At 65.7% G+C, this 15,735-nt stretch carries 11 protein-coding genes; 5 read left to right on the top strand and 6 right to left on the bottom strand.

Annotated features, from left to right (window positions below):
- The first annotated feature begins 44 nt into the window (after positions 1–44).
- On the top strand, positions 45–956 hold the full coding sequence (gene lpxC / locus KF907_RS01515; RefSeq protein WP_291217454.1) for a UDP-3-O-acyl-N-acetylglucosamine deacetylase: 912 nt from the start codon (positions 45–47) through the stop codon (positions 954–956).
- Positions 957–1,025: 69 nt separating this feature from the next.
- On the opposite strand, the gene KF907_RS01510 is transcribed toward lpxC, so the two are convergent.
- Positions 1,026–1,526, bottom strand: coding sequence for a DciA family protein (locus KF907_RS01510; protein ID WP_291217452.1), 501 nt, complete (start codon positions 1,524–1,526; stop codon positions 1,026–1,028).
- Between KF907_RS01510 and KF907_RS01505 the strand changes: the two genes are divergently transcribed.
- From KF907_RS01505 to KF907_RS01495, 3 genes are all read left to right on the top strand, one after another.
- Entirely contained in the window at positions 1,519–2,460 is a 942-nt protein-coding gene (locus tag KF907_RS01505; protein ID WP_291217450.1) for a M23 family metallopeptidase, read from the top strand. The genes KF907_RS01510 and KF907_RS01505 overlap by 8 nt on opposite strands.
- Positions 2,461–2,746: 286 nt before the next feature.
- A complete protein-coding gene (gene secA / locus KF907_RS01500; protein WP_291217448.1) occupies positions 2,747–5,485 on the top strand; it encodes a preprotein translocase subunit SecA in 2,739 nt (912 codons plus the stop codon).
- 16 nt (positions 5,486–5,501) lie between these two features.
- A complete protein-coding gene (locus tag KF907_RS01495) occupies positions 5,502–6,443 on the top strand; it encodes a Nudix family hydrolase (RefSeq protein WP_472843844.1) in 942 nt (313 codons plus the stop codon).
- A gap of 53 nt (positions 6,444–6,496) precedes the next feature.
- On the opposite strand, the gene KF907_RS01490 is transcribed toward KF907_RS01495, so the two are convergent.
- The 3 genes from KF907_RS01490 to cysK form a co-directional block, all read right to left on the bottom strand.
- On the bottom strand, positions 6,497–7,942 hold the full coding sequence (locus KF907_RS01490) for a DUF1501 domain-containing protein (protein WP_291217444.1): 1,446 nt from the start codon (positions 7,940–7,942) through the stop codon (positions 6,497–6,499).
- A gap of 8 nt (positions 7,943–7,950) precedes the next feature.
- Positions 7,951–9,762 (bottom strand): DUF1800 domain-containing protein, encoded by a 1,812-nt coding sequence (locus KF907_RS01485; protein WP_291217442.1) that lies wholly within the window; start codon positions 9,760–9,762, stop codon positions 7,951–7,953.
- Positions 9,763–9,902: 140 nt separating this feature from the next.
- Complete coding sequence (cysK, locus tag KF907_RS01480; protein WP_291217440.1) at positions 9,903–10,859, bottom strand: cysteine synthase A; 957 nt, start codon at positions 10,857–10,859, stop codon at positions 9,903–9,905.
- Positions 10,860–11,166: 307 nt separating this feature from the next.
- On the opposite strand from cysK, the gene KF907_RS01475 reads away from it, so the two are divergent.
- A complete protein-coding gene (locus KF907_RS01475) occupies positions 11,167–12,165 on the top strand; it encodes a LysR substrate-binding domain-containing protein (protein ID WP_291217438.1) in 999 nt (332 codons plus the stop codon).
- A gap of 104 nt (positions 12,166–12,269) precedes the next feature.
- Here the strand turns inward: KF907_RS01475 and KF907_RS01470 are convergent, their stop codons facing one another.
- Together KF907_RS01470 and KF907_RS01465 are read right to left on the bottom strand one after the other, a co-directional pair.
- On the bottom strand, positions 12,270–15,167 hold the full coding sequence (locus tag KF907_RS01470; protein WP_291217436.1) for a valine--tRNA ligase: 2,898 nt from the start codon (positions 15,165–15,167) through the stop codon (positions 12,270–12,272).
- Positions 15,168–15,310: 143 nt separating this feature from the next.
- The gene (locus KF907_RS01465; protein WP_291217434.1) at positions 15,311–15,733 is read right to left on the bottom strand and encodes a DNA polymerase III subunit chi; all 423 of its coding nucleotides are present in this window, start codon (positions 15,731–15,733) and stop codon (positions 15,311–15,313) included.
- Positions 15,734–15,735: the final 2 nt, after the last annotated feature.

Raw genomic sequence — 15,735 nt, 5'->3', positions numbered from 1 at the left:
CCCCGGCGTTTTGATGCTCCTGCCCCAGGGGTCAGCACAAGAATATGATCAGACAGCGCACGCTCAAGAATGTCATTCGGGCGACAGGCGTGGGTCTCCACACGGGCGACAAGGTCTACATGACCCTGCGCCCTGCCGCCGTGGACTCGGGAATCGTGTTCCGCCGCGTCGACCTGCCCGAACCCGTGGAAATCGTCTCTCGCTGCGAGAACGTCGGCGATACCCGCCTGTCGACCACCCTGGTCAAGGACGACGTGCGCATCTCGACGATCGAACACCTGCTGTCGGCGATTGCCGGCCTCGGTATCGACAATGCCTATGTCGACCTGTCGGCGCCCGAGGTGCCGATCATGGACGGCAGCGCCGGCCCGTTCGTGTTCCTGCTGCAGTCGGCCGGCATCGAGGAACAGCCAGCGGCCAAGCGCTTCGTGCGCATCAAGAAGACCGTGACCGTGCGCGACGGCGACAAGTGGGCGCGTTTCGAGCCGTTCGACGGATTCAAGGTCGGCTTCTCGATCGACTTCGACCACCCGATGTTCAGCAAGCGAACGTCCTCGAGCGAGATCGATTTCTCGACCACCTCGTTCGTCAAGGAAGTCAGTCGTGCGCGTACCTTCGGCTTCATGCGCGACATCGAGATGTTGCGCGAGCGCAACCTTGCCCTTGGCGGCTCGATGGACAATTCGATCGTGCTCGACGACTACCGCGTCCTCAACGAGGATGGCTTGCGCTACGAGGATGAGTTCGTCAAGCACAAGATCCTTGATGCGATCGGTGATCTGTACCTGCTCGGGCACAGCCTGATCGGCGCGTTCTACGGCTACAAGTCTGGCCACGCCCTCAACAACACGCTGCTGCGCACGCTCCTCGCCGATCGCAGCGCGTGGGAAGAGGTCAGTTTCGAGGACGAAAGCAAGGCCCCGATCTCCTACGCCCATCCGGCGCAGGCGGTCTAGGCAGCACAGGTTCGGACGACGACTCCCGCGTGGAGTCGTCGGCGTTTCACGGGGACAGCAGAGGGGCGCTCACGCCTCCGCCTGGGGATCGGATTCGGCGAGGGAAGCCAGGTTGAGGAAGAGGGCCCTGAGTTCCGGGTCCGTCAGTGAACTTGCCGCCGTCCGCAAATGGTTTGCGGCGGTAGCGGAAAGAGGCTTCCGCCTTGCCGGTTCCGGGGGAACGGGCGGCAGGGCTGCCACTTTCACAACGACCTGCGTGGCAGTGTCGCCGATGGCGACACGGGCTTCTGCGAGCAGGGCTTCCTGGTGGAGCCTGAGGCGCGTGGCCCACGCGGCGGAGGTCGCGAGAAAGACAAGCCGTCCGTTGCGTACGTCCGCGAGGCGACATTCGCGGGCCAGCGTGGCGGGCAAGAGGTGGCGAAGTCTTCCGTCGAGCGCATCCAGGGCGCGCGCGCGCACAGCGAGCGTGTCGAGGGCGGCGCACTCCGCAACCGGCATGAAGCCGGCATGCGGACGCGGCGGACGGCTGGGCTGCATGGCGGAAACCATTCGGCGGTCGGCAATGAACATCATTCTAGTCGCGAAATCCCATTCGACCCCGCGCTGCCTTGATCTCGGCGGCCTGCGCGGACGCTTGCTGCTTGGCTCCGTCCTCGCCGGCGCATTCCTGCTGTTCGCCGGCGTCGGCTTCGGCGTGGCCATGCTGACCATCGATCCGCGTTCGACGGCAGTCGAGGATCTCGCCGAGATGCGAGCGCTGATCGACGGACAGAAAACCACGCTGGCCGAGTTCGAGGCCGTTTCGCGTCGCGACGTCGACGCGCTGGCTCTGCAACTAGGCCAGTTGCGCGCACAGGCGATGCGCCTCAACGCGCTCGGTGAGCGTTTGACCCAGGTGGGCAAGCTCGATGATGGCGAGTTCGATTTCGCCACCGAACCGGCCCTCGGAGGTCCTGAAGATCCGGTTGCGCAATCCAGCGCGCCGTTGCCGCTGGATGCCGAGATCGAGAACCTGCGCGCCGAGTTCGTACGTCAGGAAGCGCAACTCGGCGTGCTCGAGAATCTTCTGTTCGACCGCAAGATCGACAATGCGTTGCTACCTGCCGGCATGCCGGTTGCACACGGTTACGTCGTTTCGGGCTACGGCGTGCGGGTCGACCCGATCACCGGCCGCCAGGCGCAGCATCTCGGCGTCGATTTCGATGTGCCCCTCGGCACCGACGTGCTCGCCGTTGCCGAGGGCGTGGTCACGTATTCGGACAACCGCGCCGGCTATGGCAATACGGTCGAGATCGACCACGGCAACGGCTACATGACGCGCTATGCGCACAATTCGCGCAATGTCGTCGAGGTGGGCGCGCGTGTGCACATCGGTGATGTCATCGCCAAGGTCGGCTCGACCGGTCGCTCGACCGGCCCGCACTGCCATTTCGAGGTCTGGCTCAACGGTCGCCCGGTCAATCCGATGGCCTACGTGCGCCAAACCCGCTCGCCGCGCGCCTGAAGGCCCTTGCAGGATCGCCTGTGGGGGCGCCTTCAGGCGCGATTCCTCAGGCTTTCGAGGCTTTCGGGAGCCGCCGACGCGTTACGCGGTCGACGACTGACTGCGATGCGGCGAATCGGTCCTGCCCTGTCGCACCCTTGAATCGCCGCATTCGAGACCAAGTTGCCTGGGATTGATCAGGGCATCCCTTGGTGTTGCAGTGGGCTGCGCCTTATCATTGCCGGCTTCGCTCAACCGCACCTTGCCGCCTGCTGACCATGCGGCCCTCCACGGGACGACCCCACCGATGTTTCAACGCCTCCTGACCGGCATCTTCGGCAGCCGCAACGACCGCATCCTGCGTGCATTGCAGACGAATGTCGACAAGATCAACGCGCTTGAACCACGTTTCCAGGCGCTGGACGACGATGCGCTGCGCGGCATGACCGGGCAGTTCCGCGAGCGTCTCGCCGCCGGCGAGACGCTCGATGCGCTGTTGCCGGAAGCCTTCGCCACCGTGCGCGAGGCGGCCAGACGTGTGATCGGCCTGCGTCACTACGACGAGCAGCTGATCGGCGGCATGGTCCTGCACATGGGCAAGATCGCCGAGATGCGCACGGGCGAAGGCAAGACACTGGTCGGCACGCTGCCGGTCTACCTCAACGCACTGGAAGGCAAGGGCGTCCACGTCGTCACCGTCAACGACTACCTCGCGCGGCGCGACTCGGCTTGGATGGGCCGCATCTACGGCTTCCTCGGCCTGACCGTCGGTGTCGTCTATCCGGGCATGGACCATGGCAACAAGCGCGGCGCCTACGCCGCCGACATCACCTACGGCACCAACAACGAATTCGGCTTCGACTACCTGCGTGACAACATGGCGCTGTCGAAGGAGCAACGCTACCAGCGCCCGCTCAACTACGCGATCGTCGACGAGGTCGACTCGATCCTGATCGACGAAGCGCGCACGCCGCTCATCATCTCCGGGCCTACCGACGAGTCTCCCCAGCTGTACGTCAAGGTCAACCGCATCGTTCCGAAGCTCGTGCGCCAGGACAAGGAGGACGGCGAGGGCGATTTCTGGGTCGACGAGAAGCAGAAGCAGGTACATCTCTCGGAGGCCGGCATGGAGCATGCCGAGGAGCTGTTGCGCCGCGACGGCATCCTCGGCGAGGACGAGAGCCTGTACGACTCCAAGCATCTCGCCGTCGTCCACCATCTCAATGCGGCGCTGCGCGCACATTCGCTGTTCCAGCGTGATGTCGACTACATCGTGCGCGACGGTGAAGTCACCATCGTCGACGAGTTCACCGGCCGCACCCTGGCCGGGCGCCGCTGGTCGGATGGTCTGCACCAGGCTGTCGAGGCGAAGGAAGGCGTGCCGATCCAGCGCGAGAACCAGACCCTCGGCTCGATCACCTTCCAGAACTACTTCCGCCTGTACCGCAAGCTCGCCGGCATGACCGGCACGGCCGACACCGAAGCCTTCGAGTTCCAGTCGATCTACGGCCTCGAAGTCGTGGTCATCCCAACCCACCGGCCGATGATCCGCAGGGATGAACCTGACGTTGTCTTCCTCAAGGCGAAGAACAAGTACGATGCGATCCTCGAGGACATCAGGGACTGCTGGGAGCGCGGTCAGCCCGTGCTGGTCGGCACGACCTCGATCGAGACCTCGGAATATCTCGCCGGACTGCTGCGCAAGGCGGGCATACCGCATGAGGTCCTCAACGCCAAGCAGCACGAGCGCGAGGCGATCATCGTCGCCCAGGCCGGTCGTCCCAAGGCGGTGACGATCGCCACCAACATGGCCGGTCGCGGCACCGATATCGTGCTCGGCGGCAGCCTCGAGGCCGAACTCGCCGCATTGCCGCCGGAGACGCCCGAAGGTGAGCGTGCGCGAATCGAAGCCGAGTGGAAGGAGCGCCACGATCACGTACTGGCGATTGGCGGCCTGCGCATCATCGGCACTGAACGTCATGAGTCGCGCCGCATCGACAACCAGCTGCGCGGTCGCTCTGGCCGCCAGGGCGACGCGGGTTCGAGTCGTTTCTACCTCTCCCTCGAAGACAACCTGCTGCGCATCTTCATGGGCGAGCGCGTCGCTGGCCTCATGCGCATGTTCGGCATGAAGGAAGACGACGCGATCCAAGATCGCATGCTGACCAAGCAGATCATGAATGCGCAGCGCAAGGTCGAGGCACAGAACTTCGACTATCGCAAGAACGTGCTCGAGTTCGACGACGTTGCCAATGACCAGCGCAAGGTCATCTACGAACAGCGCAACGAGTTGCTCGACAGCGAAGGCATCGGCGAGACCGTCGCGGCGATCCGGCAGGACGTGTTCGCCGAGCTCGTGCGCCGCCACGTGCCGCCGAACTCGGTCGACGAGCAGTGGAACATTCCCGCGCTCGAGGCCGAGCTCGAATCGGAGTTCGGCCTCAAGCTCGATCTCCGGCGCTGGCTCGAGGATCAGGACGAAGCCGACGCCGAGGATGTGCTCGCCCATGTCGAGGATGCCGCCGCACGCCTGTTCCGTGAGAAGGAAACCCTGCTCGGCGACGAGACCATGCGTTCACTCGAGAAACACGTGATGCTGTCTGTACTCGACAATGCATGGAAGGAGCACCTGACCAGCATGGACTACCTGCGCCAGGGCATCTATCTGCGTGGCTATGCGCAGAAGCAGCCCAAACAGGAGTTCAAGCGCGAGTCGTTCGAGCTGTTCCAGCGCATGCTCGAGCGCATCAAGTTCGATGTCGTCCAGTTGCTGACGCGTGTGCGCATACGCAGCGAGGAGGAGGTTGCGGCGATGGAAGCGCAGCAACGCGCCCAGGCCGAGGCGCAGGCCCGTGCGATGCAATTCCAGCACGCAGAACCGGCAGGTTTCGGTGGCGCCGCCGCCGCCGCGGAGGACGAGGCCCGAGGTCAGGCTCGCGCGCAGGCGATGCCGGTCATGCGCGACGCCCCCAAGGTCGGCCGCAACGACCCGTGTCCCTGTGGCTCCGGCAAGAAGTTCAAGCACTGCCACGGCGCGCTGAGCTGACCGCGGGCAGATGACGATCACGAGTACGCCGGCGGCGATCGCCGTGGTCGCTGGCGTCTTGCGCGACGAGCGCGGCCGCGTGCTGCTTGCACGACGTCCCGAAGGCAAGCAGCACGCAGGCCTGTGGGAGTTTCCCGGCGGCAAGCTTGAGCAGGGCGAGGATGCGCTTGTCGCATTGACCCGCGAACTCGACGAGGAACTCGGCATCGACGTACGGGCGGCACGACCGCTGATGTCGGTCCCGCACGGACCCATTGTGCTGGATGCCTGGGAAGTCGTTGCCTGGTCCGGTCGGCCGAATGCACGCGAGGCGCAGGCGATCTCCTGGGTCGATGCTTCGGCGATCGACGCAGAATCGATGCCGCCGGCCGATCGTCCGGTGTTGACCGCGCTGCGCTTGCCCGACCGCTACCTGGTCACGCCCGACGTCGATCCTGCGGATGACATGCCGTTCCTTGCCGGGCTCGAACGTGCGCTGGGCGCCGGCATCCGCCTGGTCGACCTGCGCCTGCCGGATGCGCCACGCGAACGCGTCGCTCCCCTTGCGCGCATGGCGCGTGAACTGTGCAGGAAGCACGAGGCGAAGCTGCTGCTGCATGCCGACTGGATGCTCGCCGAGGTGCTCGGTCTCGACGGAGTGCAGTTGCCTGCCGCCATCGCGCGCCGGCTCGACACACGCCCCTTGCCGGCATCACGCCTGGTCGGTGTTTCCTGCCATGACGAGGACGAACTCGAACATGCCGCGCGCATTGGTGCCGACTTCGCCACGCTGGCGCCGGTGCTGCCAACGGCCAGCCATCCGGGCGCACCGGTACTCGGCTGGGACGCCGCGCGCGCCCTCATCACCCAGGCTCGCCTGCCGGTCTATGCACTGGGTGGCCTAGGTTCGGCCGACATCGCCACGGCCCGCGCCGGCGGTGCCCAGGGCATTGCCGCGATCCGCGCGTTGTGGTCCTGAATAAAGAACATCCCTGACAGGTCTCGCGCCTGAAGGCGTCCCCCCGCGGGCGCTCAGCCCATGAACCCGAGATTCGGCGTGTCGAAGCGTGACAACGCCGGGAAGATGTCGGCGATGTCACCGGCACTGACGCCGAACCAGGCGGCGAGGGTTGCCGCGTACTGGTCCAGCGCGGTGGTCGGGATGATCTGGCCGAAGCCGGTTTCATCCGGATTGTTGTTCGCGCGCAGCGAAGGCATGCGTCCGTAAAAGCGCTGTCCACGCACGGCACCGCCGACGACGAAGTGATGGCCGCCCCAGCCATGGTCGGTGCCATCGCCATTGGATGCCAGCGAGCGACCGAAATCCGAGGCGGTGAAGGCAGTCACCGAACCGGCCACGCCGAGTTCGACCGTGGCCGCGTGGAAGGCGGCAAGTGCCTGCGAGAGCTGGGCGAGGTTGTCGTGCTGGTGGTCGACCTGGTAGTTGTGCGTGTCGTAGTTGCCGACCGAGACGTAGAATATCTGGCGGGCCATGCCAAGTGCGCCGCGTACCTGGATCAGGCGGGCGGCCATCCTCAGCTGTGCGCCTAGGGACGAATCCGGGAACGGCGTGGCCAGTGGCGGCGCAGCGGACAACGCGGCATCGACGATGCCGTAGCTGGCGACCGCACTGCGTGCACGGTCGGCATAGGTGCGTTCGAACACGTGCTGCTGCGAGCCTTCGGTGAGCAGGGCATCCCATGCGGCGATGCCCGCCTGGTTCTGCCCGGGTGCGCCGATCACCCAGGACTCGGGTCCTCCGCCGAGATAGCTCATCTTCTCGACGCCGCTCGGCGACACCGAATAGTTGTCGACGACATCGCCGCGCTGGAACAGGTTGTTGTTCGACAGCGAGATGCACACCGGGATAGCGCCGGTGTTCGCCGCCTGCATGCGGTCGGCGATGCGCCCGCCCCAGCCGTTCGCGTTGGCATCGTCCGGGCGCGAGGTCTGCCAGTAGGTGGTCTGGTCCGAATGCGAGAACAGTTGCGGGGGCACGGCCACGCTGCCGTTCTGGTAGGCGGCCTGGCTGGTCGGATGCAACAGCGTGCCGACATTGGCGATGATTGCTGCCTGGCCGCTGTTGAACAGTCCGCGCAGCTCGGCCAGGGCCGGATGCGCGCCGTAGCTCGCGCCATCGGACGGCAGGCCGCCGGGCAGACCGCCGCTCGCCGCGAGCGGATTCAACGCATTTGCCGCCAGCGTGGCCTGGTCGAAGGCGAGTCCGCCGTTGGCGATCAGCACGGTGCGCGAGCTGCGGTAGTCGGCGTAGGCCTGGGTCGAGTACGGCACGATGCTGTTGAAGCTGTCGTTGCCGCCATTGAGGTAGACGCAGACCAGCGCCTTGAAGTCGCCGGCGGGGAACACGTACTGGTTGGCCGCGGCGGCCAGCACACGCAGGTTGCCGAAGGCGCCAAACAGGCCCGCGCCGGCGAGCGAGGCAACGCTGTGCTTGAGGAATCGGCGGCGGCTTGTCATTGACGTGCTCATTTCTGCACCACGTATTCGGGCGAATTGAGGATCAGGTACAGCGCATGCTGGATGCGCAGGCGGGCGCGGTTGTTGCCGCTGATCGCGTTGAGCCGCGTCAGCAGCGTCTCGCGCATGAACGGCGACATCTGTCCGGACATGAACAGCAGGTTGTAGCGCTCGATCAGGCCGGCAGGATCGTTCGTCGCCAGCGTCGAATCGCGACCGATATCGAGGTACAGCGTGCGGCTGCCGTTGAAATTGTCGGCCCAGCAACTGCCGTCATAGTTCGTGCCCGTGCGGTACCAGCACAGTGACACACTGAACAGGCGGTTGGCGGTGCTGACCATGTAGGAATCGCTGACGATCTGGAACTCCGGCGAATCCAGGCCGCGTGCGCTGATCTCGCCGTGCGCGCGGAAGTCGGGTCGGAAGAAATTGAACACCGACGGCGAACTCAGTGGGCCCTGTCCGTACCAGTCCTCGATCGCCGGGTATGGTGTGAGGGTGACGATGCGCCCGCTCGGCGCGATCGCGTCCATTGAACGCCAAAGATGGGTGTTGCGGATCAGTGGCTCGCGCAGCTTGCCGAAGCGTTCTGCATTGAACCATTGGCCGAAGCGCGCCTCGGGGTCGAGCAGGATCGCGCGCAGCATCGCCTTGAGGTCGCCGCGCACACCGCTGCCGTTGTTGGCGAATGCTGCAGCGACACGCTGCACGTAGGCAGGGGTCGGGTTGCTGGTGACGAAACGCTGGATCAGGCGCCTGGCAATGAACGGGCCGATGTTTGGATGTCCGAACAGGTTGTCGAGTGCGACGGTGAGTTCGGTCTGCGCATTGCCGCCCGGAGCGAGCACGCCACCGGGCAGGGCCACGCCCGGATAGATCAGCAGCTGTTTCGCGCTGGTGTTGTCGTGGAAGGCCTCGATCGGCTGCATGGGATGCCGCCAGACCGGCCGGTCGTAATCGTTGTACGGTCCGCAGTAATTGAACGTGGCAGCCGTGCAGCAGACATACGAGCCCGGTCCGCAGCCCTCGTTGCTCCAGATCCAACCGGTCAGCACGGCGGCGAGACCGCGCACGGTCGCCTGGTCATAGGTCGGTTGTGGCTGGCCACCGACCAGGACCGGCGTGCCGTCCTGGTTGAGCTGGACGAGACCGATCGAGAACAGTTGCATGACTTCGCGCGCATAGTTCTCATCCGGACGGATGTTCAGCGCCTCGTTGTACTTCTGATTGCCGAGATGGGTGAGGTAGATGCCCATCGCCGGATGCAGGGTCACGTCCTCGAGCAACTCGCGGTAGTTGCCGAAGGCGTTGTTGGCGAGCATGTCGTACCAACTGGCCAGGGCCCACGGCTGGTACACCAGGGTGCCGTTCTTGTTGGAGACGACGAAGATCTCGCTGAGTGCGAAAGCCATGCGCTGACGCAACTGATCGGTCGGTCGCGCCATGCCGCGGCTCGGATCGGGGGTACCCAGCGCATTGATCGTCCAGGCCTCGACGCGCGTACCGTCGGTGACGTCGTTGCCGGGAATGCCGTTGACCCAGTCGAGATACGGGATCTGCGTCGCCACCGGCTGGGCGAACTGCTCGTCGATCCAGGCGCGATAGCCGATCGCGCGCAGGTGGGCGATGTCGGCCAGGGTCGGCCCGAATGTCGCCTGGGCAAGGAAGCGCGCCGCCTCGGCATCGCTGTAGGGCCCGTCGGCCGCACTCTCGAAACCATGGCGCAACATCGCGTCGGGACGATGGCTTTGCGCCACCGCGACCGTCGCCACCATCAGAAGCACGAAACCGGCTGCGTTGATCAGGGTGCGTCGAATCATGGCCATCCCCACTTGCACGGCGTGGGGAGAATATCCGCACAGTCGTACATAAACCATGATCACGCGCACAGTACGCGTCGCGGATCGATCGAGTCGCTTTCAGCGGAAACCAATGTCGGCACAGGGAATCGCACCAGTCCTCAGGTGAGCGTAGCGAGCCAATCGTCGTCGGAGGCGTCGCTGACACCCTCGAACAGGATCGTCGAGAAGTAGCGTTCGCCGGTGTCCGGCAGCATGGCAAGGATCACCGAGCCTTCCTGCGCGCCTCTGGCGACTTCGAGTGCGGCGGCGAGTGTCGCGCCCGAGGAGAGGCCGGCGAGGATGCCTTCCTGCGCGGCGAGTGCGCGCGCGGTGTCGCGGGCGACGATGTCGTCGACCGGGATGATGCGATGCGCCGCTTCGCGGTTCAGTACGGCAGGGATGAAGTCGGGCGTCCAGCCCTGGATCTTGTGCGGCTTCCACTCCTGTCCGGACAGCAAGGCAGCGCCGGCTGGTTCACTGGCGATGATCTCGACTTCGGGGCGGGCCACGCGCAGGACCTCGCCGACGCCGGTCAGGGTTCCCCCCGTGCCCCAGCCGGTGACGAAGTGATCGAGCCGGCGTCCGGCGAACTCGCGCAGGATCTCGGCCGCCGTGGTATTGCGGTGATAGGCCGGATTGGCCGGATTGTCGAACTGGCGGGCAAGGAACCAGCCGTGCCTGTGTGCGAGCTCGCTAGCCTTGCGCACCATGCCGCTGCCGCGCTCGGCAGCCGGCGTGAGGATCACCTTGCCGCCGTAGGCGCGGATCAGCTTGCGCCGTTCGATCGAGAAGGTCTCGCTCATCACCGCGACGAACGGATAGCCACGGGCAGCGGCGACCATGGCGAGGGCGATGCCGGTGTTGCCCGAGGTCGCCTCGACGATGGTCTGTCCGGGCTTGAGTGCGCCGGACTGTTCGGCATCGAGCACGATGGCGAGGGCGAGGCGGTCCTTGACCGAGCCGCCCGGGTTGAACGACTCCACCTTGACGTGGAGATCGACGTGCTTGGGTGCGAGCCGTTGCAGTCTGACGGTCGGGGTGCGGCCGATCGTGTCGAGGATGCTGTCGAAGGGCATGGTCGTGGCGCTCCGCATGGAAAGGCAGGTATCGCGGCGAGACGGTGGAGCCGCGCACAGGATCGATCGTGCAGCCGCAGCAGCGCAAATGCCACAGCGTACGCAGTTCATGTCGTCCGGTCATATGCGGACGGATGGACGTCTGGACGTCCAGACTGGACGAGCCGGTTGGCGCGCTATATGCTGCGTCGCAACACCGCATCCTTGGGTCGCTCCGGGAGTTTCCGATGAAACCGTTCGAGCCGACATGCTGTTGTTGCCGTCGTGATGTGCCGCTCGTGCCCATCCCCGCAACGGAACGACAGACATGACCCTGACCCAGCTGCGCTGCATCGTCGCCATCGCCGATGCCGGCCTCAACATCACCCTCGCCGCCGAACGCGTGCACGCCACCCAGCCGGGCCTGTCGAAACAACTCAAGCAGCTCGAAGGCGAACTCGGATTCCAGATCTTCCTGCGCAAGGGCAAGAGCCTCGACGCGATCACCGCTGGCGGGCGTCAGGTCATCGAGCGCGCGCGCACGATCCTCGCCGAGGCGGCCAACATCCGTGCACTGGCGGCGAACCTGCGCAGCGATGTGAATGGCCAGCTCGTCATCGTCACCACGCATACGCAGGCACGCTTCGTGCTGCCGCCGGTCCTGGCTGCGCTCAAGCGGCGTTTTCCCGAAGTGGGCATCCGCATCGAACCGCATGGCGATGCCGAACTCGTCGAGCTGCTCGGCAAGGGTGCGGCTGATCTCGCCATCGTCAGCACGGCCGGCGCGGCACCTGCGGCTGAACTGGCAATACCGCTGTTCCGCTGGGAACGCGTGATCGTGGCGCCGCGTGCACACCCGCTGGCTGCGCTCGGACGCCCGCTGCGCATCGACGACATCGCCGCGCAGCCGCTGGTCAGCTACGAATCCTCGCTGGCAGCGGAATCCTCGCTGCGGCGCGCCTTCGCCGCCGCCGGTCATGTGCCGAAGTTCGCCGTCACCGCGCGTGATGCCGATCTCATCAAGACCTATGTTCGCGCCGGCCTCGGCGTCGGGATACTCGCCGAGATGGCATTCGCGGACGAGGATCTGGTCGATCTGCGTGTACTGCCGGCCGACGGCCTGTTGCCGACCTGCACAGCCTGGGTCGTACTGCGTCGCGATCGCGTGCTGCGCGACTACGCGCTTGATGTCATTGCCACGCTGGCTCCGCACCTGGACCGCCGCGACCTCGTGCGTGTCGTCCAGCGTGCGGCCGAGCCTGATTGGCCGAGTCCGCCGCACTGGCATCAACTGGATGATCGCGGCCGGCTCGTGCGCGCCGCGTAGCGGATCTGTCGCACGTTTCCGCGCGGCGGTCGTGGCTCGAGGCGCTCCCACGAAAAGACGACGCCCCCTGTGGGAGCGACTTCAGTCGCGACGCACCGGTCTGTTCAGCCTGCGCCGAGGCGTGCGGCCTGTTCCTTGAGCGCGGCCAGCGTCGTGTTGAACTCGGCCAGGCGCTGACGTTCCTTGTCGACCACGGCCGCCGGTGTGCTCGCGGCGAAGTTGGCGAGCTTGGCCTGCGATTTGCCGATTTCACCATCGATGCGCTTGATCTCCTTGTCGAGGCGCGCTTTCTCGGCACCGAGATCGATCAGGCCGGCCAGCGGGATGAGCACGCGCAGGTCGCCGATGATGGCGGTGGCCGAGGCGGGTTCCTCGCTGCCGGCATCGAGCCACTGCTGCGATTGCGTGCGTGCGAGGAAGCCGATCTGCGCTGCGAAGCGTGCCGTGCGCTCGCGGTCGCCGGCGTCACCCTTTGCGTACAGCAGGGGAATCTGCTTGCCCGGTGCAATGTTCATCTCGCTGCGGATGCGGCGCACGGCCGAGAGCACGGCGCGCAGCCATTCGACGTCGGCGATGGCCTGCATGTCGAGGCCCGCGCCGAAATCGCCGGCTTGCGGATAGGCACGTACCGACACGCTGTCGCCTTCGATGCCCAGCCGTGGTGCCACCGAGTGCCAGATCTCCTCGGTAATGAACGGCGTGATCGGGTGCAGCGCGCGCAGGATCGCTTCGAGCACGCGCAGCAGAGTCATGCGCGTCGAGGCCGCTGCGCCGGCGTCATCGCCGTTGAGGGCGGGTTTGGCCAGTTCGAGGAACCAGTCGCAGTAGTCGTTCCAGACGAACTCGTAGAGCGCCTGGGCGACCAGATCGAAGCGGTAGCTGGCGAACTGCGCCCGCACTTCGTCGAGTGTCGACGCGAGGCGCGACAGTATCCAGTGCTCGGCGGCGGTGGCGGGCAAGCGCTGCGCGCAACCCAAACCCTCACCCGGCGTCGCCGTGCCACCGTCTCCCGGCGGGGGAGGGAAGGCAGGCGCTGTCCCGCCCGTTTCCGTATTCAAAAGCACGAAGCGCGCCGCGTTCCACAGCTTGTTGCAGAAGTTCTTGTAACCCTCGGCGCGCTTGAGGTCGAAGTTGATCGTGCGGCCATACGTGGCCAGCGCGGCGAAAGTGAAGCGCACGGCGTCGGCGCCGACTGCGGCGATACCGTCGGGATAGTCCTTGCGGATGCGCTTCTCGACCTTTTCGCGTACCTGCGGAATCAGCAGCGAGGCAGTGGACTTGGCAACCAGGGCTTCGCGCTCGATGCCGTCGATGAGGTCGAGCGGGTCGATCGTGTTGCCCTTGGATTTCGACATCTTCTGGCCTTCTGCGTCGCGCACGATGGCGTTGATGTAGACATCGCGAAATGGCACCTTGCCGGTGAAATAAACCGTCGCCATGACCATGCGCGCGACCCAGAAGAAGATGATGTCGAAGCCGGTCACGAGCACTGCACTGGGCAGGAAGGCCTGGTCCTCTCCCCATTGAGCGACGACTCGGCCACCCTCGCTGGTCGGGCCGGAGTTTGGCCAACCCATTGTCGAGAACGGCCACAGCGCCGACGAGAACCAGGTGTCGAGCACGTCCTCGTCCTGCTTCAGCGCACCGACCGGTACCACGTTGGAATGTGCGACGGCATCGGTTTCGTTCTCGCCGACGAAGATGTTGCCGGCTTCGTCGTACCAGGCCGGGATCTGGTGGCCCCACCAGAGCTGGCGGCTCACGCACCAGTCCTGGATGTTCTCGAGCCACTGGTTGTAGGTGGTCGACCAGTTCTCCGGTACGAAGCGGATCGCGCCGTCGCGCACGGCGGCGAGCGCGGGCTCAGTGATCGCACGACGGCCGCCCGGACCGGGCTTGCCGTCGATGCGCGTCTCGCGGGTAAGGTCGAGGAACCACTGGTCGGTCAGCATCGGCTCGATGACCGCGTCGCTGCGCTGGCTGACCGGTACCTGCAGCTTGTGCTTCTTCGTTTCGACGAGCAGGCCCTGAGCCTCCAGGTCGGCGAGGATCTGCTTGCGTGCCGCGTAGCGGTCGAGGCCGCGGTAGGCCGTGGGCGCGTCGTCGGTGATTTTCGCGTCGAGGGTCAGGATGACGATCGGTTCGAGGCGGTGACGCGCGCCGACCTGCCAGTCGTTGAAGTCGTGCGCCGGCGTGATCTTCACGCAGCCGGTGCCGAACTCACGTTCGACGTAGTCGTCGGCGATCACCGGGATCTCGCGTCCGGTCAGCGGCAGCACGAGCTTTTGGCCTACCAGGTGTGCATAGCGTTCGTCTTCCGGATGCACGGCCACGGCGACGTCGCCGAGCATCGTTTCCGGGCGCGTGGTCGCGACGACGACGCCTTCGCCCCCGTCGGTCGCTGGATAGCGGATCGACCATAGCGAACCATCCTTCTCCTGGCTGTCCACCTCGAGGTCGGAGACGGCCGTCATCAGCACCGGGTCCCAATTGACCAGGCGCCGGCCGCGGTAGAGCAGGCCGGCGCGGTACCACTCGACGAATACCTTGCGTACCGCGGCCGAGAGGCCCTCGTCCATCGTGAAGCGTTCGCGCGACCAGTCGACCGAGGCACCGAGGCGGCGCATCTGGTTGGTGATCGTCGAGCCGGACTGCTCCTTCCATTCCCAGACACGCTCGACGAAGGCATCGCGGCCGAGGTCGTGGCGTGAGCGTCCCTGCGCGGCGAGCTGGTTCTCGACGATCTTCTGCGTGGCGATGCCGGCGTGATCGGTGCCGCCCTGCCACAGCGTGCGGCAGCCAAGCATGCGGTGGTAGCGCGCGAGTGCGTCCATGATCGTCTGCTGGAAGGCATGGCCCATGTGCAGGGTGCCGGTGACGTTCGGCGGCGGCAGCAGGATGCAGTACGGAGCACCCTCGCCGTGCGGCTTGAAGCAGCCGGCGGCTTCCCAGCGGGCATACCACTTCGGTTCAATCTGGCCGGGTTCGAAACTCTTTTCCATGGGTGGGAATCGGGAATGGGGGATGGGGAATGGTGGGAAGCAGGGAATGGGGAATGGGGAATGGTTGAAGCGGGTCGGCTCGATCTTGTTGTTCTGAGGATTCTTCTCTTCCTGTTCCCGATTCGCCAATCCCTGCTCCACACCTACATGTCGTGCTTGGCCAGGTCGTAGCCGCGCTGCTGGTAGATGCGCCAACGTTCGCGCGAGCCGCTGCGGTCGTCCGGGTTGGCGGCAACCACTTCGAGCACGCGCTCATGGCGACCTAGCGCAGGGGTGTCGCGCAGGTTGATCGCCAGCGGGCGGTCGCTGCTGTCGACGCCGGGCGGCACGATCAGCACGGCGGTCATCGCATCGTCGTCGTCGCCGGCGATCTGGTGCGGGATGAAGGCGTCCTCATCGAACTCCCAGAGTTTGGCGTCGATGGCTTCGGCCTGATCCTGCGACCGAGCGAGGATGAGCGTCGGCAGCGCGGCGGCGAAGGCGCGCTTGGCCAGTTCGCAGACCAGCAGCAGCGGATCCTCGCGGAAGCGCGGCTTGTCGATGAGGTAGAAATCGGCGCGGGGCATCG

Source organism: Dokdonella sp. (assembly GCF_019634775.1).
Taxonomy (GTDB): domain Bacteria; phylum Pseudomonadota; class Gammaproteobacteria; order Xanthomonadales; family Rhodanobacteraceae; genus Dokdonella.
This window is presented reverse-complemented; position numbering and strand designations above follow the sequence as displayed.